15 protein-coding genes are annotated in these 19,267 nt (G+C 66.8%); 7 read left to right on the forward strand and 8 right to left on the reverse strand.

Annotated elements, in window-relative coordinates; translation table 11 throughout:
- The first annotated feature begins 13 nt into the window (after window positions 1-13).
- Both clpB and HLA98_RS06145 read left to right on the forward strand, forming a co-directional pair.
- Window positions 14-2,599 carry an ATP-dependent chaperone ClpB gene (gene clpB, locus HLA98_RS06140; protein ID WP_057501267.1) on the forward strand — a complete coding sequence of 862 codons (2,586 nt, stop codon included), beginning with the start codon at window positions 14-16 and terminating at the stop codon, window positions 2,597-2,599.
- 97 nt (window positions 2,600-2,696) lie between these two features.
- Window positions 2,697-3,242 (forward strand): hypothetical protein, encoded by a 546-nt coding sequence (locus HLA98_RS06145; RefSeq protein ID WP_212757463.1) that lies wholly within the window; start codon window positions 2,697-2,699, stop codon window positions 3,240-3,242.
- A gap of 40 nt (window positions 3,243-3,282) precedes the next feature.
- On the opposite strand, the gene HLA98_RS06150 is transcribed toward HLA98_RS06145, so the two are convergent.
- The 3 genes from HLA98_RS06150 to HLA98_RS06160 form a co-directional block, all read right to left on the reverse strand.
- Complete coding sequence (locus HLA98_RS06150; RefSeq protein ID WP_057501268.1) at window positions 3,283-4,083, reverse strand: MipA/OmpV family protein; 801 nt, start codon at window positions 4,081-4,083, stop codon at window positions 3,283-3,285.
- Window positions 4,084-4,223: 140 nt separating this feature from the next.
- Window positions 4,224-5,513 (reverse strand): ATP-binding protein, encoded by a 1,290-nt coding sequence (locus tag HLA98_RS06155; protein ID WP_057501269.1) that lies wholly within the window; start codon window positions 5,511-5,513, stop codon window positions 4,224-4,226.
- Window positions 5,510-6,247: a winged helix-turn-helix domain-containing protein gene (locus HLA98_RS06160; protein ID WP_170272459.1), complete on the reverse strand. Its 738-nt coding sequence runs from the start codon at window positions 6,245-6,247 to the stop codon at window positions 5,510-5,512. Before HLA98_RS06160 ends, HLA98_RS06155 begins: the two co-directional genes overlap by 4 nt.
- 180 nt (window positions 6,248-6,427) lie before the next feature.
- Here HLA98_RS06160 and HLA98_RS06165 point away from each other — a divergent pair, with 180 nt between their 5' ends.
- Window positions 6,428-7,714, forward strand: coding sequence for an O-acetylhomoserine aminocarboxypropyltransferase/cysteine synthase family protein (locus tag HLA98_RS06165; RefSeq protein WP_057500820.1), 1,287 nt, complete (start codon window positions 6,428-6,430; stop codon window positions 7,712-7,714).
- A 270-nt stretch (window positions 7,715-7,984) separates the two neighbouring features.
- On the opposite strand, the gene ybaL is transcribed toward HLA98_RS06165, so the two are convergent.
- From ybaL to HLA98_RS06185, 4 genes are all read right to left on the reverse strand, one after another.
- Window positions 7,985-9,682, reverse strand: coding sequence for a YbaL family putative K(+) efflux transporter (gene ybaL, locus HLA98_RS06170; RefSeq protein WP_057500821.1), 1,698 nt, complete (start codon window positions 9,680-9,682; stop codon window positions 7,985-7,987).
- A gap of 162 nt (window positions 9,683-9,844) precedes the next feature.
- Window positions 9,845-10,009, reverse strand: a complete 165-nt coding sequence (locus HLA98_RS06175; protein WP_160320754.1) for a hypothetical protein — start codon at window positions 10,007-10,009, stop codon at window positions 9,845-9,847.
- 9 nt (window positions 10,010-10,018) lie between these two features.
- Complete coding sequence (locus tag HLA98_RS06180) at window positions 10,019-10,327, reverse strand: hypothetical protein (protein ID WP_057500822.1); 309 nt, start codon at window positions 10,325-10,327, stop codon at window positions 10,019-10,021.
- 286 nt (window positions 10,328-10,613) lie between these two features.
- A complete protein-coding gene (locus HLA98_RS06185; protein ID WP_057500823.1) occupies window positions 10,614-13,001 on the reverse strand; it encodes a TonB-dependent receptor plug domain-containing protein in 2,388 nt (795 codons plus the stop codon).
- A gap of 336 nt (window positions 13,002-13,337) precedes the next feature.
- Between HLA98_RS06185 and HLA98_RS06190 the strand changes: the two genes are divergently transcribed.
- Window positions 13,338-15,203 carry an ABC-F family ATP-binding cassette domain-containing protein gene (locus HLA98_RS06190; RefSeq protein WP_043400521.1) on the forward strand — a complete coding sequence of 622 codons (1,866 nt, stop codon included), beginning with the start codon at window positions 13,338-13,340 and terminating at the stop codon, window positions 15,201-15,203.
- A 76-nt stretch (window positions 15,204-15,279) separates the two neighbouring features.
- On the opposite strand, the gene ampR is transcribed toward HLA98_RS06190, so the two are convergent.
- The gene (gene ampR, locus HLA98_RS06195; RefSeq protein WP_049444552.1) at window positions 15,280-16,146 is read right to left on the reverse strand and encodes a LysR family transcriptional regulator AmpR; all 867 of its coding nucleotides are present in this window, start codon (window positions 16,144-16,146) and stop codon (window positions 15,280-15,282) included.
- A 174-nt stretch (window positions 16,147-16,320) separates the two neighbouring features.
- On the opposite strand from ampR, the gene blaL2 reads away from it, so the two are divergent.
- From blaL2 to HLA98_RS06210, 3 genes are all read left to right on the forward strand, one after another.
- Window positions 16,321-17,232, forward strand: a complete 912-nt coding sequence (blaL2, locus tag HLA98_RS06200; protein ID WP_057500824.1) for a L2 family extended-spectrum class A beta-lactamase — start codon at window positions 16,321-16,323, stop codon at window positions 17,230-17,232.
- An 86-nt stretch (window positions 17,233-17,318) separates the two neighbouring features.
- Complete coding sequence (locus HLA98_RS06205; protein ID WP_057500825.1) at window positions 17,319-18,533, forward strand: cation:proton antiporter; 1,215 nt, start codon at window positions 17,319-17,321, stop codon at window positions 18,531-18,533.
- Between the two features lie 53 nt (window positions 18,534-18,586).
- Entirely contained in the window at window positions 18,587-19,228 is a 642-nt protein-coding gene (locus tag HLA98_RS06210) for a hypothetical protein (protein ID WP_049444546.1), read from the forward strand.
- Window positions 19,229-19,267 lie beyond the last annotated feature (39 nt).

Here is a 19,267-nt window from a genome sequence, read left to right on the forward strand (position 1 = left end):
ATGAGGTTTCGCAATGCGGATGGACAAGCTTACCTCGCGTTTCCAGCAGGCGCTGGCAGACGCACAGTCGCTGGCCGTGGGCCGCGACAACAGCATCATCGAACCGGTTCACCTGTTCAGCGCGCTGCTGGACCAGCAGGGCGGCAGCACGCGCCCGTTGCTGGCCCAGGCCGGGGTGAACGTGCCGGTACTGCGCGAGCGCCTGACCGAGGCGCTGGATGCGCTGCCCAAGGTGTCCGGCCAGGCCGGCAATGTGTCGATGGGCAACGACCTCGGCCGCCTGCTCAATCACACTGACAAGCTTGCCCAGCAGAATGGCGATGCCTTCATCGCCAGCGAGTGGTTCGTGCTGGCCGCGCTGGAAGACGGCGGCACGCTGGGCATGGCGCTGCGCGCCGCCGGTGCCGACAAGAGCCGGTTGCAGGCCGCGATCGACAAGCTGCGCGGCGGCGAGAACGTGCAGTCGGAAAACGCTGAGGAACAGCGACAGGCGCTGGAGAAGTACACCATCGACCTGACCGCGCGTGCGGAGAGCGGCAAGCTTGATCCGGTGATCGGCCGTGACGAGGAAATCCGTCGCACCATCCAGGTGCTGCAGCGCCGGACCAAGAACAATCCGGTGCTGATCGGCGAACCCGGCGTGGGCAAGACCGCGATCGTGGAGGGCCTGGCCCAGCGCATCATCAATGACGAAGTGCCGGAAGGCCTCCGCGGCAAGCGGGTGCTGTCGCTGGACATGGGCGCGCTGATTGCCGGCGCCAAGTTCCGCGGTGAATTCGAGGAGCGCCTGAAGGGCGTACTCAACGACCTGGCCAAGAGCGAAGGGCAGATCATCCTGTTCATCGATGAGCTGCACACCATGGTCGGCGCCGGCAAGGCCGACGGTGCGATGGATGCCGGCAACATGCTCAAGCCTGCGCTGGCACGTGGCGAACTGCACTGCGTGGGCGCCACCACGCTGGATGAGTACCGCAAGTACATTGAAAAGGACGCTGCGCTGGAGCGCCGCTTCCAGAAGGTGTTCGTGGGTGAGCCGTCGGTGGAGGACACCATCGCGATCCTGCGCGGGCTGAAGGAAAAGTACGCCGTGCACCATGGCGTCGAGATCACCGACCCGGCCATCGTCGCGGCGGCCACGCTGTCCAACCGTTACATCACCGACCGCCAGCTGCCGGACAAGGCCATCGACCTGATGGACGAGGCGGCCTCGCGCCTGCGCATGGAGATCGACTCCAAGCCGGAGGAACTGGACCGCCTGGAACGCCGCGTGATCCAGCTGAAGATCCAGCGCGAGATGCTGAAGAAGGAAAAGGACGAGGCCTCGCGGCAGCGCTTGGCTGATCTGGAAAACGACATCGATGCGCTGGAGCGCGAGTTCTCCGACCTCAATGAAATCTGGAAGTCGGAGAAGGCTGCGCTGCAGGGGGCAACCAAGATCAAGGAGCAGGTCGAGCAGGCCAAGCTGGAGCTGGAATCCGCGCAGCGCCGCCAGGATTTCGCCAAGATGAGCGAGATCCAGTACGGCCTGCTGCCGCAGCTGGAAAAGCAGCTGGCCGCTGCGCAGGAGGCCGAACACAAGGACTTCAAGCTGGTGCAGGACCGGGTCACCGACGAAGAGATCGCCGAGGTCGTTTCGCGCTGGACCGGCATTCCGGTCAACAAGATGCTCGAAGGTGAGCGCGACAAGCTGCTGCGGATGGAAGAGGTGCTGCACAACCGCGTGGTCGGCCAGGAGGAAGCGATCAAGGTCGTCTCCGATGCGGTGCGTCGCTCGCGTGCGGGCCTGTCCGATCCGAATCGTCCGGCCGGCTCGTTCCTGTTCCTCGGCCCGACCGGCGTCGGCAAGACCGAGCTGTGCAAGTCGCTGGCCGAGTTCCTGTTCGACAGCGCCGACGCGATGATCCGCATCGACATGAGCGAATTCATGGAGAAGCACAGCGTCGCCCGCCTGATCGGTGCCCCCCCGGGTTACGTTGGCTACGAGGAAGGCGGCTATCTGACCGAGGCCGTGCGTCGCCGTCCGTACTCGCTGATCCTGCTGGACGAAGTGGAGAAGGCGCATCCGGATGTGTTCAACATCCTGCTGCAGGTGCTGGACGATGGCCGCCTGACCGATGGTCAGGGCCGCACCGTGGACTTCCGCAACACCGTCATCGTGATGACCTCGAACCTGGGCTCGCACCAGATCCAGGACATGAGCGCCGACGACAGCCCGGAGGCCTACACGCAGATGAAGGCGGCGGTGATGGGCGTGGTGCAGGCGCACTTCCGTCCGGAGTTCATCAACCGCCTGGATGACATCGTGGTGTTCCACCCGCTGGACAAGCAGCAGATCAAGCAGATCGCGCGCATCCAGATGCGGGGCCTGGAAAAGCGCCTGGCCGAGCGCGGGCTGAAGCTGGAGGTATCCGATGCAGCGTTCGAGCTGCTCGGCAACGTCGGCTTCGATCCGGTGTATGGCGCGCGTCCGTTGAAGCGCGCGATCCAGGCGCAGCTGGAGAATCCGTTGGCGCAGAAGATCCTGTCCGGGGCCTTCGTCAACGGCGACACCATCGAAGTCGGCAACGACGGCGGCCACCTGGTGTTCGCCAAGGCCTGACCCCGCAAGCGCCCCCCTCTTCGAGTGGGGGCGCCATCGCGGGCTTTCCCGGTGCAGAATCGCCTTGTTGCACTTTTGCCCGGACAAGGAGAACCGCATGGATGGCACACGCCTGGCTTCACTCTGCATCGCACTGGCACTCGCTACGTCGGGCACCCATGCCGCCGCTGCGGAGCAGGTGCAGCTGCCGCCGATGAGGGGCTACCACCAGGCCCACCAGAACACCGATGCGCAGGGCAACCGCATCACCGAGTACGTGCCCAACAGGCAGACCGTGCAGGACTGGGCCGACATGGTCACCGTCAACGACGCGCCGAACAGTAGCCACGCAAGCCCGCGCGAGTTCCTCGGCATCATCGAAGCCGGTTGGCGCATTGCCTGCCCCGATGCACAGAGTCACTGGATCCGCGAGGGCGAGGAAGGTGGTCGCCCGTTCGCGTTGCTGATGCTCAGCTGCCCGGAGAACCCGGGCACCGGCAAGCCCGAGTTCACCTGGATCAAGGGCATCCAGGGCACAGAGGGCTTCCACACCGTGCAGAAATCGTTCCGCTCCGAGCCGGAGAAGGATGACGTCGTGCAGTGGATAGGTTGGCTGCGCGAGGTCGAGCTGTGCGGCAGCGGGCAGGCACCGGCCTGCCGCTGACCGCAGGGATCAAAGGCCGCCGAGGGGCGCCCTTCCTGCATCAGAAGCGGTGCGTGTAGCCGCTCATCAGCCCGAACTGGTTGGGCTTCTGCACGATCGGGCTGTCGGCTGCATCGCCGAGCAGGCGCGTGCCCTCGGCCGAGATGTACCAGTTGCCGTTGCGGCCCACGCGGTGGCTCCATTTCAGGCCGAGACCGGCACTGACCAGGCCGGCCTTCGGCTTGTGCTCGGCAAAGCCGGTGCGCGCGGCCTGTTCCGGGCTGACGCCGTACCAGGTCTGCATGTAGCCACGGTTGCCGTAGTCGGTGGAGACGCTGCCGCTGACCACGCCGCCGGCCAGGTCGAACAGCGGCATGCTCAGGTTCAAGTGGATCTGTTGGGTGGCCAGGCCGTTTTCGGCCTTGTCCTCGTCCTTGCGGGTAAACTGCCAGGAGCCGCTCAGCACGGCTTCGCCCAGCGTATAACCAGCCGAGACACCGACCAGGGGACGGGAATCGATATCGCCCATGCCGCGCAGGAAGTCGGAACCACCGAGCAGCGAATCCTTGTCCTTGCGGATGCCGCTGGCACCGACATAGGCCCGCACGCGGGTGTGCTCGCCGATGGACGTGCCCCAGCCGATGCCACTGGTGCCCAGAAACCAGCCACCCGGCGAGGTGACATCGAAGGACAGCATGGGCGACGCCTGATACTCCTTGCTGCCGCTGTAGCGAGGGGTCGCACCGGCACCGGCGGCGACTTCGAAGGTCCAGTGGTCATCCTTGGCCTGGGCGATCGGGGCGGCGAACAGCGGCAGCAGGGCCAGGCAGAGCAGGGTGGGGGAACGGCGAAGCTGGGACATGGAAACTCTCGACAATGGGAGGAAAGCAGCGCTCGCATCCGGCGAGTGCTGCAGGGTCGTTAGCGTGGCGATACGCCGGCGACCGATCCGTCCGCAGTTGTGCGGGAGTTGTAATCAACTGTAATCGCGCCCGTGGGCGTTCAGCTGGCAGCCAGCGGCCAGTGCATTTCCAGGCGCGCGCCACCCAGCGTGGCGCGGCTGATGCGCAGTTCGCCGCCGTGGCGGGCCGCAATGCGGTTGACGATGGCCAAGCCCAGGCCGAAGCCGCCGGTGTCACGGCTGCGGCTGTCGTCCAGGCGGGTGAACGGACGCATCACCTTCTCGCGATCGGCTTCGGCGATGCCGGGGCCGTCGTCGTCCACGCGCAGGCAGGCGCGACCGCCGGCACCGACCAGCGAGACTTCCACCTGCGAATGCGCGTGGCGCAGCGCATTGCCCACCAGATTGCTGAGTGCCAGTTGCAGCAGGCGCGGCTCGGCATCCACCCGTGGCAACGCACTGGGCTGCACGCGCAGGACCACGCCGGCACGTTCGGCATCACGGCGCACATCGGCCAGGCAGGCCTGCAGCCAGTCGTTGGCTTCGATGCGCTGCATCGGCTCGCCTTCGCTGGGATGCTCCAGACGTTCATACGCCAGCAGTTCGCTGACCAGCCGGTTGAGTTCGGCCAGGTCGCCGTGCAGCCCCTGTGCCAGCCGTGCCCGACGTTCGCGATCGTCGCTGTCCTGCATCAGGTCCAGGCCGAAGGCCACGCGCGCGATGGGTGTGCGCAGTTCGTGCGAAATGGCATGGGTGAGGTCGCGCTGGCGCTGCACCAGCTCGGCCACGCGCGCGGCCATGCGGTTGGAATGGTCGACGATCACCCGGATCTGCGAGCGTGGCGAAACCTGCGCGCGCGCCTGCAGATCGCCCGAACCGATGCGGTCGGCGTGCCGGCGCAGCGCTTCCAGGTCGCGCCAGAGCAGGCGTACCCAGGCATACAGGCTGGCGCCGACCAGCAGCAGGATGCTGAGGTAGGCCGCGATGGTCATGTACGTGGTCATCTGCACAGCGCCTGGCAGGCGCAGTTGCAGCCAGCGACCGCCGACGCCTTCGATGGGCAGCAGGACCTGCTGGTACTGATCGCGCACGATGAAGCCATCCGCCTTTACGGCCGCCTGTTCCTGCGGGGCGAGTGCCGGAGGCGTGTCGAACAGGGTCAATGCGATGCCATAGTGCGGCTGCCACTGCTGCAGGCGCTCACGTTGCTGGCCGGCATCCAGGCCAGCAAGGCCGCTGCGCAGGGCGTACACCTGTCCGCGCACCTGCTGGACGAAAACGCGATCCTGCACGGGCGTGTAGATGCCGTCCAGGATGTGGTTGAGGAAGAACACCGACACCAGGAAGCAGGCACCGGTGACGAACCACAACCACAGGAACAGCCGCTTCATGCCGTCCAGGCCGACGGGTTGAACTGATAGCCACGGCCCCACACGGTCTTGATCCGCCGCGGTTCGCGCGCGTCATCGCCCAGCTTGCGGCGCAGCTTGCCGATGCTGACATCGACGCTGCGGTCCAGCCCGTCGAAGCCGATGCCGCGCACCGCCTGCAGGATCTGGTCGCGCGAGAGGATCTGCCCAGGCTGGCTGGCCAGCAGCCACAGGATCTCGAATTCGGTGGTGCCCATGTCCACCGACTGTCCATGCAGGTGCACCTCGCGTTGCATGCGGTCGATCAGCAGTTCGCCGTGCATCAGGCGGCAGGGTGTGCCGGTGTTGCTGCTGCCATGGCGGCGGCGAAGCAGCGCGCGCAGGCGGGCCAGCAGCAGGCGCGGCTCGATCGGCTTGTGCACATAGTCGTCGGCGCCCGATTCCAGGCCCAGCACCTGCTCGATGTCGTCCTCGCAGGCGGTCAGCATCAGGATCGGCACATCGGAGAAACCGCGGATCTGCCGGCATACGTCGATGCCACCGAGGCCGGGCAGCATCAGGTCCAGCACCACCAGCTCGGGCGCATGCTGGCGGCAGGCGGCGCCGGCGAGGTCGCCACGCGCGACGTGCTGCACGGCGAAGCCATGTTCGTGGAGGTAATCGCTGACCAGCTCGGCCAGGCGACGGTCGTCCTCCACCAGCAGTACCGACGTGGGCGCACTGCTGGGGGTGGGGGTCCAGGGGGATGGCTGCATGCGTGGGGCCTCCGTGCCCGGGCAGGAGCGCCCGGCGGCGAAGCCTAGCAACGGCCCATGACGGCTGCCTGAATCGCGGCCAACGTGATAACCGGCGGTACGGGCGTCATCGCCAGTGGCTTTCAGCGGGCGCCCCCGGCTGTCCTATGGTGGCGGTTTCCCCGGATGGAGCCTGGTGCAATGAGCGACCCGCAGTGGCAACTGGAAACCTTGGCTGTGCACGGTGGCTACCGTCCCGACCCAACCACCCGGGCGGTGGCTGTGCCGATCTACCAGACGGTGGCGTATGCCTTCGATGATACCCAGCACGGCGCCGACCTGTTCGATCTGAAGGTACCGGGCAACATCTACACGCGCATCATGAACCCCACCACCGATGTACTGGAGCAGCGCCTGGCCGCGCTGGAAGGCGGCATCGGTGCACTGGCGCTGGCCTCGGGGCAGGCCGCGATCACCTATGCCATCCAGACCATCGCCGAGGCCGGTGACAACATCGTCGCCTCCAGCGCGCTGTATGGCGGCAGCCTCAACCTGCTGGCGCACACGTTGCCGCAGTACGGCATCCAGGCGCGCTTCGCCGACCCGGCAGATCCATCCGCGTTCGGCGACCTGATCGACGAACGCACCAAGGCGGTGTTCGTCGAATCGATCGGCAACCCGCGCGGCAACGTCACCGACATCGCTGCGATTGCGGAGGTCGCGCATGCCGCTGGCGTGCCGCTGATCGTCGACAACACCGTGGCCACGCCGTTCCTGCTGCGCCCGTTCGAGCACGGCGCCGACATCGTGGTGCATTCGCTGACCAAATATCTGGGCGGCCACGGCAACAGCCTGGGCGGTGCGATCATCGACTCCGGCCGCTTCGACTGGGCGGCGCAGCCCAAGCGCTTCGCTCGCCTCAACCAGCCCGACCCGAGTTATCACGGCGTGGTCTACACCGAAGCGCTGGGGCCGGCCGCCTACATCGGCCGCGCGCGGGTGGTGCCGCTGCGCAATACCGGCGCTGCGTTGTCGCCGTTCAATGCGTTCCTGATCCTGCAGGGCATCGAGACGCTGGCGCTGCGCATGGAGCGCATCAATGCCAATGCGCTGGCCGTTGCGCAGTACCTGAAGGCGCACGACAAGGTCGCCTGGGTGCGTTACGCGGGACTGGCCGACGACCCCGAGCATGCCGCCGCGCAGCGCTATCTGGGTGGACACGGCTCGGGCGTACTGACCTTCGGCCTGCCGGGCGGCCGTGAAGCAGGCGCGCGCTTCCTCGATGCGCTGAAATTGTTCACCCGCCTGGTCAACCTGGGGGATGCGAAGTCACTGGCCACCCATCCTGCCTCGACCACGCATCGCCAGCTGGATGCAGCGGAGCTGGCCAAGGCCGGTGTCAGCGAGGACACCGTGCGCCTGTCGATCGGCATCGAGCACATCGGTGACCTGCGTGCCGACCTGGAACAGGCCTTGGCCGGCGCCTGATAGCCGCGCGCTTGGTGCATATCGCCATATGCGATCACCACCGGCCACGCGATGCGCTACGGTGGAACTGCCTCTCCAAGGCAGTGGCAACGTGGCGATCCAGATCCCCGGTCGATGCGGGTCGACCGGGGATTTTTTTTGCCGCCGTGTCGACCAAGGTCGACACCCACCAACAGCAGCGGAAAACTGCCATCCCACACAATGCCAGCTTTTGCCGTTGCCGATGTTTCGGCAGGTGCAGGGCTGCAAGCCCTGCCGCACGCACACCCCTCACACCACCGGGATACTGTGCTGTCCCAACCCACGATACGGCGGCGTGGACATCACCATCTCCGCCAGCGAATACGCCAGCTCACGTTCGGCCATCACCGTGCCATCGGCGCCGTGCTCCAGCAGATGCTTCACTTCCGCATCGCTGTGCGCGCGCGCCAGCAGGGTCAGGTCCGGGTTGATCGCCCGCAGCTTGGCCAGCGCCTCACCGGCTTCCAGCGGCTGCGGAATGGCCAGCACCGCGATCTTCGCCCGCTCCGGGTGGGCCTCAGCCAGCACCCGGTCGGCAGCGGCACTGCCGCGGATCGCCGCCAGGCCCTTGGCGTGCGCCTGTTCGACATGTTCCTTGTTGTCATCGATCACCAGCACCGGCACGCCGCGATCACGCAGCACCTGCGCCAGCTCGCTGCCCACCCGGCCGTAGCCGATCACGATTGCGTGCCCGTTCAGATCACGCGATGGGCCGATCGCCTCTTCCGGCTCGGCCGGCTGCGGCTGCTGTTCCTGCTTGGCCTGCCAACGGTCCAGCAGCCCGAAGACCAGTGGGTTGAGCATGATCGACACCAGCGCGCCGGCCAGTACCAGCGACTGGCCTTCCTTCGGCAGGATCTGCAGCGCCACGCCAAGGCCGGCGATGATGAAGGCGAACTCGCCGATCTGCGCCAGGCTGGCCGAGATGGTCAGCGCGGTGCTGGTCGGGTGGCCGAATGCGCGCACGATGAAGAACGCCGCGGCCGACTTGCCAAACATGATGATCAGCACCGTGGCCAGCACCTGCCACGGGTGCTGGATGAGGATGTTCGGGTCGAACAGCATGCCGACCGACACAAAGAACAGCACCGCGAATGCATCGCGCAGCGGCAGCGAATCGGTTGCGGCCTTGTGGCTCAGCTCCGATTCGTTGAGCAGCATGCCGGCGAAGAACGCGCCCAGCGCGAACGAGACGCCGAACAACATGGCCGAGCCGAACGCCACGCCCAGCGCGATCGCCAGCACCGACAGAGTGAACAGTTCGCGCGAACCGGTGCCGGCAATGCGTTCGAGGATCCACGGAATGACCCGGCGCCCGACCACCAGCATCACTGCCACGAACAGGCCCAGCTGCACGAAGGTCCAGCCGATGTCGGCCAGCACGCTGCCCAGCGAGTGTGATTCCTTGGCGGCATCGGGACCGAACACACCCGCCATCACCGGCATCATCACCAGTGCCAGCACGCAGGCCAGGTCTTCCACGATCAGCCAGCCGACTGCGATCTTGCCGCGCATCGTTTCCAGCAGTCGGCGCTCTTCCATCGCCCGCAGCAGCACTACGGTACTGGCGGTGGCCAGCGAGAAACCGAAGATGACGCCATGGATGGCCGGCCAGCCCATCAGCGAGGCCACGCCCCAGCCGAGCAGGGTCGCAACCGCGATCTGGCCGATGGCACCGGGAATGGCGATGGCCTTGACCGCCATCAGGTCCTTCAGCGAAAAGTGCAGGCCGACGCCGAACATCAGCAGCATCACGCCCAGCTCGGCCAGCTGGTTGGCCAGCGCCTGGTCGGCGACGAAGCCGGGGGTGAACGGACCTACGCAGATGCCAGCAACCAGGTAACCGACCAGGGGAGACAAGCGGAGCTTGTTGGCCAGCGCGCCGAAGATGAAGGCGAGCCCCAGGCCAACGGCTACGATGTTGATCAGGTCGGTGTCATGGTGCATCGGCACTCGCAGGAAATCGGGGGAATGCCCCGATTTTCACCGATGCGGCCACATACGGCAAACCCGGCCAGCGTATCGGATCGTTGCGTGGGCGGCTTGTACGGGCGAGATATCAAGCCTTGTTGAGAGAGGGCAGGCCCCGACGGGCCGAATGGTGCCTACCTATGGGGGGCTCCAGGCGTAGCCGTCGACGATCACACCATCTGCCGGCGCTTGGCCGTCTCGCGTCACCGAGATCCAGGCGTGGCCGTCCACGAACTGATTGAACGACCCCTGTGTATTGGGGTCTACGTGACTATGGATGCCGAGGACGACCTTGTCGCTCATGGGATGCTCTTACGGAAAAATCTGTGTTTCGCCATCGGCGAACAGCATCACCACGCGCGGCGCCATCAAGGGAATTTCCTGACGGGCCGGGCCAGCAGGTCCGGGCTTCACGTCGCGCCGCAGCATGGTTGTGCATTGGCCGGATATGGGGCAGCGATCAACAACGACTTTCATGGTGCCCCCTTCCACCACATAGCTCATCCCTGCCGCGTAATACATGCTTTCCATCGGTTCATTGAACTGGACCTGGAGCTTCGACGCGGAGACCTGGGTGACGACGATCGGCTCAAGGCTCGATTTGGAATAGCTGGGTTTCACGTGATCTCCTGAACACCCTGACAGGGGGGCCGCCAGCGCAATCCACGCGAGCGCAGCGTACACATGGCGGCGAGTGATGCAGGCTCTCGTCACGGAGCGGCTCCTTCGTTGGTCCGCTGATTATGCACAGGGCGACCTATGAGGCGCGTGCGACAGAGCACAGCCTGGAAACCGGGTGCAGGAGCTGGCAACGGTATACGGTCAGGACCGCGCCTGCCCCGAGGCCGCCGGCGGGCGTGTGGAGCAGCGCCGGGCAGGGCCCGGCGCACCCATTACCCATTACCCGTTACCAGGTGTACTTGATCCGACCGTACACATACGCGCCGTTGAAGCCGAACGGCGAGTAGTTGCTGTACGGCAGCATGCCGAAGGTGGAGTTCTGCAGGTCTTCGGTGCGGTCCGGGTACTTGTCCAGCAGGTTGTCGGCGCCCACGGTCAGGGTCCAGTTGCTGCTCGGCTTGTAGCTGGCCGAGGCATCCACCACCCAGGCGTCGCCGTAGGTCTGGTCGCGCAGCGCGGTGGCCGAGTTGCGCACGGTGAACCTGCCGTAGCGGGTCGCGGCCAGGCCCAGTTCCCAGTGGTCCGAACGCCAGGTGCCGCTCAGGATCGCCTTGTCGCGCGGGTAGCTGTCCTCGATGCGGCCGATCTCATCACGGCCGATCAGCGACTGGGTCAGGCCCAGCGTGCCGAACACCGCCGGGGTGCCGCCGACGCGGCGCACTTCGGTGTCGTTGTAGCTGTAGGCGGCGGTCAGCTCCAGGCTGCTGGCGCTGAACGGCACCGTGTAGCTGGACACGAAGTCGACGCCACGGGTGCGCGTATCCAGGCCGTTGGTGAAGTACGAGAACGCGGTCACCTGCGGCAGGCCGAGGGTGCCCAGCAGCGCGCTGGTGGCGGCATTGGTGGTGATGCTGGACGACAGTGCGATGCGGTCATCGATGTCGATCTGGTAGGCGTCGACGGTGATGTACAGGCGGTCGACCGGCTGCAGCACCAGGCCCAGGCTGTAGGAGGTGGAGGTCTCGGCCTTCAGCGGCGAGGCGCCCAGCGCCTGCGCAGCCGGGCTGGTGGTCGGGAAGGTGCCGCGCTCGACGAATACGCCATTGAGGAACTGGCTGGTGACCGCCTGGTAGCCCTGCTGCGCCAGCGAGGGCGCGCGGAAGCCGCTGGAGGCGGTGGCCCGCAGCGCGACCTTGTCGGTGAATGCATAGCGCGCCGAAAGCTTGCCGGAGAAGCGGTCGCCGAAGTCCGAGTAGTCCTCGTAGCGGCCGGTGATGCCGGCCGAGAACTTCTCGGTCAGGTCCGCTTCCAGGCCGGCGTAGACCGCGTAGTTGTGGCGGTCGGCATGCACTTCATTGGTCGGGGTGAAGCCCGCGAAGCCCTGCGCACCGCTGCCGGTGTACGAGTTCAGTTCGCCCGGGTTCTGGTCCCACTTTTCCTTGCGGTACTCACCGCCGAAGGACAGCGTGACCGGGTAGGCCAGGCCCCAGTCCAGCGACTTGGTCAGGTCGGCATTGAAGATGTCCTGCTGGTACTTCAGCGTGCCGTCGTAGAACGAGCGCGGGCTGCTGGCGCCGAGGCTGTAGTTGATGCTGTTGCGGGTGTGGAAGTCGAGGGTGTTCTCGCCGTGGTTCAGGCTCAGATCCCAGGTCCAGCCGTTGTCGGTGTTGCCCTTGACGCCGGCCACCAGCGAGCGGTCCTTGGAGTACTGGTTGATCTCCGGCACGAAGCCGTCCGGGTAGGTCTGCGCCAGCAGCGCGGTCTGCCCGTTGTGGTTGCGCGAGCGGTAGAACGCGAACGAGGTGATGTCGCGGTTGCTGAGCAGCGCGCTGGCGTAGCCGGTTACGTGGTCGCTGAAATCGAAGCTGGCGTTGGCCGAGGCGGCGGTGGCATCCACGCGCGGGTCGCCGACGATGAAGGTCTTCTGGCCGATGCTCGGAAAGTTGCCGGTATTCGGCGTGGTGCCGCGGTACGGGCCGGCGCGGTTGCTCTCGTCCTGCTGGCTGATCTGGCCGGCCACATGCACGCGGCCACGGCCATTGCCGAACTCGACGCCGGTATCGCCGGAGAGCTGGTACTTGTTGCCGTCACCGGCCGAGTACTGGCCGTAGTCCACGGCCAGGCTGCCGCCACGGCCGCTGCCCTTGAGCACGATGTTGATGACGCCGGCGATGGCGTCCGAGCCGTACTGCGCCGACGCGCCGTCGCGCAGCACTTCCACGCGCTCGATGGCGGCGATCGGGATCGCGTTGATGTCCACCGCCGATGAGCCACGGCCGATGCTGCCGTTGACGTTGATCATCGCCGAGGTGTGACGGCGCTTGCCGTTGACCAGCACCAGCACCTGGTCCGGCGACAGGCCACGCAGCTGCGCCGGGCGCACGCCGCTGGTGCCGTCGGTCAGGGCCGGGCGCGGGAAGTTCAGCGAGGGCAGCGCGCGCGACAGCGCGGTGGCCAGCTCGCTTGTGCCGGTGGACTGCAGGGCTTCGGGGGTGATGATGTCGATCGGCGACTGCGATTCGGCGACGGTGCGGTCGGCCACGCGGGTGCCGGTGACGATCACCGTGTCCAGGGTGTTGGCGGCGGTGCCAGCCTGCTGGGCAGCGGCAACGAACGGAGAGCCACCGAGTGCGACAGCGACGGCGGCGGCGATCAGGCTGGTCTTGCGGGTCATCGGGATGGGGCTCCGGTTGGCGGGGGCGGCACCGGAATCGACATCACGGGGGTGAGGCGGACGGCGGTTGTTGCGGTGCGCAATACAGGAATTAACGGGATATTCAGCGCCTGTCAAATGCCGGTCATCGGGAAAAACGTTGCAGCAGCAACCATTTAGCCCGAATTGGCACTGGCGGGGGAGGGAGCCCGGGACGCGCGCGGCGAGGACGTGGGAGAGAGGAACGCCGGCCGCCGCGCATCCCGGGACGCGTCAAGTATTCGTTAACGCTAGAATTGCGTCGCAGGAACAGTGCTCACCAGCACATTCCATCTGGTTATATGGACGCCTCCCCCGATGATTTCCCTTCGTAATTTCGCCTTGCGCCGTGGCGAGCGGCTGCTGTTGTCCAATGTCGACCTGACCCTGCACGCCGGTTACCGGGTGGGTGTGGTCGGCCGCAACGGTGCTGGCAAGTCCAGCCTGTTCGCGGCGGTGAAGGGCGAGCTGGAGGCCGACAAGGGCGATGTCGATCTGCCCGGCAAGGTGCGCATCGCCAGCGTCGCCCAGGAAACCCCGTCGCTGCCCGACCCGGCGCTGAGCTTCGTGCTCGGCGGTGACATCGAGGTGGCCGCAGTGCTGGCCGCCGAGGCCGAGGCGACCGCCCGCGAAGACTGGGAGGCCGTGGCCGAGGCGCACACCAAGATGGCCGAGCTCAATGCCTACGACGCCGAAGCGCGCGCCGGCAAGCTGCTGCACGGCCTCGGCTTCCCGGCCGAGACCCATCACCGTGCGGTGTCCTCGTTCTCTGGTGGCTGGCGCGTGCGCCTGAACCTGGCACGCGCGCTGATGATGCCCAGCGACCTGCTGCTGCTGGACGAACCGACCAACCACCTGGACCTGGACGCGGTGTACTGGCTGGAACAGTGGCTGCTGAAGTACCCCGGCACGCTGTTGCTGATCTCGCATGACCGCGAGTTCCTCGACAACGTGGCCACCCACACGCTGCACCTGCACGGTGGCGGCGCCAAGCTCTACCCGGGCGGCTACACCGATTTCGAACGCCAGCGCGCCGAACAGCTGCGCCAGCAGCAGATCGCGCACGAGAAGGAGCAGGCCGAGCGCGCCCACCTGCAGAGCTTCATCGACCGCTTCAAGGCGCAGGCCAGCAAGGCCGCGCAGGCGCAGAGCCGCATGAAGCGCCTGGCCAAGCTGGCCGGCACGGAAGCGGTGCGCGCCGAGCGCGAGTTCCGCATCGAGTTCGCGCCGCCGGCCAAGCTGCCGTTCTCGCTGATCCGCCTGAACCACGTCGAGGCCGGCTACGGCAAGGACGCGGTGATCCTGCACAACGTCGGCTTCGGCCTGGAAGCGGGCCAGCGGATCGGCCTGCTCGGCCCGAACGGTGCCGGTAAGACCACCCTGGTGAAGACCCTGGTGGGCGAGCTGGCGCCGATCGTTGGCGAGCGCATGGCGCATCCGGACCTGAAGATCGGCTACTTCGCCCAGCACACGGTGGAGTCGCTGCACGAAGGCCAGTCGCCGATGGAGCACTTCCGCGAGATCGCCCCGGACGCACCGAACCAGTCGTTCCGCGATTTCCTCGGCAAGTGGAACTTCCCGGGCGACCGTGCATTCGAGCCGGTGGATGGTTTCTCCGGTGGCGAGCGCGCGCGCCTGGCGCTGGCGCTGATCGCCTGGCAGCAGCCGAACGTGCTGCTGCTGGACGAACCGACCAACCACCTTGACCTGGAAATGCGCGAAGCGCTGGCCGAAGCGCTGGCCACCTTCGAGGGCGCGATCGTGATGGTCTCGCATGACCGCCACCTGATCGGCCTGGTCTGCGACACCTACTGGCGCGTGGCCGATGGCGTGGTCGAACCGTTCGATGGTGACCTCGACGCCTACGCCGCGTGGCTGCGCACCCGCCCGCAGGCGCAGGGCACCAAGGCGCGCATGGAGCAGGTGGAAGAGCCGGTAGTGGTCAAGACCGCCCCGGTGGCGCAGGTGGTGCAGAAGAAGCCGGTGAACCCGCACAAGCTGGCCGCCGCCGAAGCGAAGGTGGCCGAGCTGGAAGGCGCACTGGCCGAACTGGATCGCCAGCTGGCCGACCCGGCCAACTACGCCGATGCCACCCGCATGGCCGTGATCGGCCGTGACCGCGAAACCGCCGCCGCCCAGCTGGAAAAAGCCGAGGCAGCGTGGATGGAACTGCTGGAGTCCTGATCACGCAAAAAAGGGGACGGAGGGGATTAAGTCGTTTGTGCCACAAACGACTTAATCCCCTCCGTCCCCTTTTTTGTTACGTGCCCTGCGCCTGCAGCCATTCGCGGAACCGCTTGGCCGGCTCGCGCTCGGCACGCGATCGCAGCCGCGTCAGCCAGTAGCGCCCCAGCTCCAGCGTGGTGCTGAACGGCTGCAGCAGGCGACCCTCGGCCAGTTCCTGCTCGAACATGCGCAGCGGCAGCAGCGCCACGCCGGCGCCGCCGACCGCGGCCATCGCCACTGTCAACGACGAATCAAACACCGGTCCGCGGGCTTCCACGCCGCTCACTCCTGCCGCCTGCAGCCAGCGCGGCCACTCGTCGCTGCGGTAGGAGCGCAGCAGCGGCAGCGTGCCCAGGTCGCGCGGCTGCTTCAGCCGCCGCGCCAAGGCCGGTGCGCACAGCGGTGCGAAGGGCGCATCGAGGATCGCGGTGCAGGCCTGGCCCTGCCAGTCGCCATCACCAAACCGGATCGCCAGGTCCAGCCCTTCGCCGGCCAGGTCGATGCGGTTGTTGTGGGTCTGCAGGCGCAGCTCGATGTCCGGGTGCGCGGCTTCGAACGCGCCCAACCGTGGCAGCAGCCAGCCAGTGGCGAAGGTGCCGACCACGCCCAGCGTCAGCACCTCGCGTGCCGGGCCACCGGTATAGCGCGCGATGCTGGCGGAAATGCGCTCGAACGCTTCGTTGAGCACCGGGTACAGCGCTGCGCCTTCATCGGTGAGCGCCACGCCGCGTGGCAGGCGATGGAACAGGCGGATGCCAAGCCGGTCCTCCAGCCCCCGGATCTGATGGCTCAGCGCGGCCTGGCTGACACACAGCTCCAGCGCGGCACGGGTGAAGTTCTGGTGGCGGGCGGCGGCCTCGAAGGCGCGCAGCGCGTTCAGGGGCAGGGTAGGGTGCAACATCGCGCAGTCGTGAGCTGGAGTGATGGCTGATCCTAACGCTTCAACGATGGATTTCGGAAAATTAAGGGGTTGAATGCGTCAGGCATTAATTCACTTCATGCCTCCTGTTGATTTTTTGCGCTGGTCGCCCCCGATAGCGGCTTCAATAATCGAGCGGTCCCCAGGAGAACCCGTATGCTCGCCCGTCGCCGATTCCTGCAGTTCAGTGGTGCTGCCGTGGCTTCCTCGCTTGCCCTGCCGCTGCTGGCACGTGCTGCGGGCAAGACCACCGCCAACGCACCCACCGATGCCACCCTCACCGCCGCCACTGACTTTGCCGCGCTGGAAAAGGCCTGCGCCGGACGCCTCGGCGTGACCCTGCTCGACACCGCCAGCGGTCGCCGTTTCGGTCATCGCCAGGACGAGCGCTTCCCGATGTGCAGCACTTTCAAGAGCATGCTGGCGGCCACCGTGCTCAGCCAGGCCGAGCGCACACCGGCATTGCTGGACACCCGCGTGCCGGTGCGCGACGTCGATCTGCTCTCGCACGCACCGGTCACCCGCCGCCATGCAGGCAAAAACATGACGGTGCGCGATCTGTGCCGTGCCACGATCATCACCAGCGACAACACCGCCGCCAACCTGCTGTTCGGCGTGGTCGGTGGCCCGCCCGCAGTGACCGCGTTCCTGCGCGCGAGCGGTGATGCGGTGAGCCGCAGTGACCGCCTAGAGCCGGAACTGAACAGTTTCGCCGAGGGCGATCCACGCGATACCACCACGCCGGCGGCGATGGCCGCGACCCTGCAGCGCGTGGTGCTGGGCGAGGTGCTGCAACCGGCCTCGCGGCAGCAGTTGGCCGACTGGCTGATCGACAATGAAACCGGTGATGCCTGCCTGCGTGCAGGCCTCGGCAAGCGCTGGCGGGTGGGCGACAAGACCGGCAGCAACGGTGAGGACGCGCGCAACGACATCGCCGTGCTGTGGCCGCTGGCCGGCGGCACGCCGTGGGTGCTGACCGCCTACCTGCAGGCCGGCGCGATCAGCTACGAACAACAAGCCGTGGTGCTGGCACAGGTCGGGCGCATTGCCGATCGACTGATCGAATGAGGTAACCGCTGGTCATCCGTAAACGGCTTGCCGGATCGGTTCGGCGCGCGCATCCTGCGCGCGTTCGAACCACACGGAAGTCCCCCATGAGCCATGAACTGATCTACCTGCTGCTGATCTTCGCGCTGCTGGTGATCCCGCGCGCGCTGCAGCGTTTCAGCCTGCCCGCGCCGCTGACCTGCCTGCTGTTCGGCATCATCGGCATGCTCTGGCTGGGCGACCAGGCCCACGATGCGGTGATCGGCCTGCTGGCCACGCTGGGCATTTCCTCGCTGTTCCTGTTCGCCGGCCTGGAAGTGGACCTGCAGGCGCTGCGGCGGGGCATGTGGCCGCTGCTGGCGCATCTGGTGATCCGTACCGGCACGCTGTTCGGTGTGGGCTGGCTGGCCTGGCGCTACGCGGGATTGCCCTGGCAGGCCGCCGGCCTGCTTGCACTGGCGCTGCTGACACCGTCTACCGGTTTCATCATGGATTCGCTGTCGCGGCTGGGCCTGAGCGAGGACGAGCGGTTCTGGGTGACCAGCAAGGCCATCGCCGGCGAACTGCTGGCGCTGGCGGCGTTGTTCATCGTGCTGCAGGCCGGCGATCCGGGGCATATGGCGCTGTCCAGCCTGGCGCTGCTGGCGATGATGGTCGGCCTGCCGTTGCTGTTCATCGCGCTGGGTCGCTGGGTGGCACCGCATGCGCCCGGCTCGGAGTTCTCGTTGCTGGTGATGGTGGGCATGGTCGCGGCCTACATCACGTACCTGCTGGGCGTGTACTACCTGGTTGGCGCGTTCATCGCCGGCCTGGTCGCGCGCCTGCTGCACCAGCGCATGCCGCTGCTGGCCTCGCATGAGAACCTGCACGCGCTGCGCCTGTTCGCCTCGTTCTTCGTGCCGTTCTATTTCTTCAATGCCGGTACCAAGGTGCCCAGCGAAGCACTCAGCTTCGAGGCGCTGGGGCTGGGCATCGTGATCACCCTGGTGGTGCTGCCGTTGCGTATCGGCGTGGTCTGGCTGCAGCGCCGGGTGATGTTCGGCGAGAGCTTCCGCAGCAGCCTGCGGGTCTCGTTGGCGCTGGCACCGACGCTGATCTTCACCCTGGTGCTGGCCGCGATCATGCGCGAGCGCTTCCAGATTCCGGCGGTGCTGTTCGGCGCGCTGCTGCTGTATGCCGCATTGACCACGCTGCTGCCGTCGCTGGTGTTCCGTACGCCGTTTGATGTCGATCCTGTTGAACAGGAGCCGGCAGGCGAGGGCGCGGCCGCGCCGGTGGCGGCCACCGAGACGCTGCCGGAACCGCACACCGTCGAACGCTGATCGGTTGCTGCGGGCGGTTTGCGCCCGTCGGCCAGGGCCGTTAGGGTTGGGGCATGAAACTGCCTGCCGTGGTCACCGCTTCCGCCCTCCTGCTCAGCCTCGCTGCCTGTTCGCAGCGCTCCGACACGGTTGCCCATGATCTGGCAACCGCACCGGCCGATGCCTTCATGGCCGCCATTGCCGCGCACTGCGGCCAGGCCTATGCCGGCAAGGTGGTGGAGGACACGCCGGCACCGACCGGCAAGGATCCGTTCGCCGGCCAGCGCCTGGTCATGCACGTGCGTGGCTGTGCCGATCCGGCGCACGAGCTGCGCATCCCGTTCCATGTCGGCAATGACCACTCGCGGACCTGGGTGCTGACCCGCACCGAAACCGGTCTGCGCCTGAAGCACGACCATCGGCATGAAGACGGCAGCCTCGACGCGATCACGCTGTACGGCGGCGACAGCACGCCACCGGGCACCGCCGAGCGCCAGCAGTTCCCGGCCGATGGCGATTCGGTGGCCATGTTCCGTCGTGCCGACATGCTGGCCTCGACCCACAACACGTGGGCGATGGAGATCGATCCCGACCAGACGTTCGTCTACGAGCTGACACGTCCGGATGGCCGCCGCTTCCGCGTGCAGTTCGACCTCAGCAAGCCGGTTGCCCTGCCGCCGCCGCCGTGGGGCGATGACAAACCACCGGCGCCGTGATCCCGGGGTCGGATCCCTCCTGCGGGGGGCTCCGACCCC

The organism is Stenotrophomonas africana, from assembly GCF_013004645.1.
Lineage (GTDB): Bacteria > Pseudomonadota > Gammaproteobacteria > Xanthomonadales > Xanthomonadaceae > Stenotrophomonas > Stenotrophomonas africana.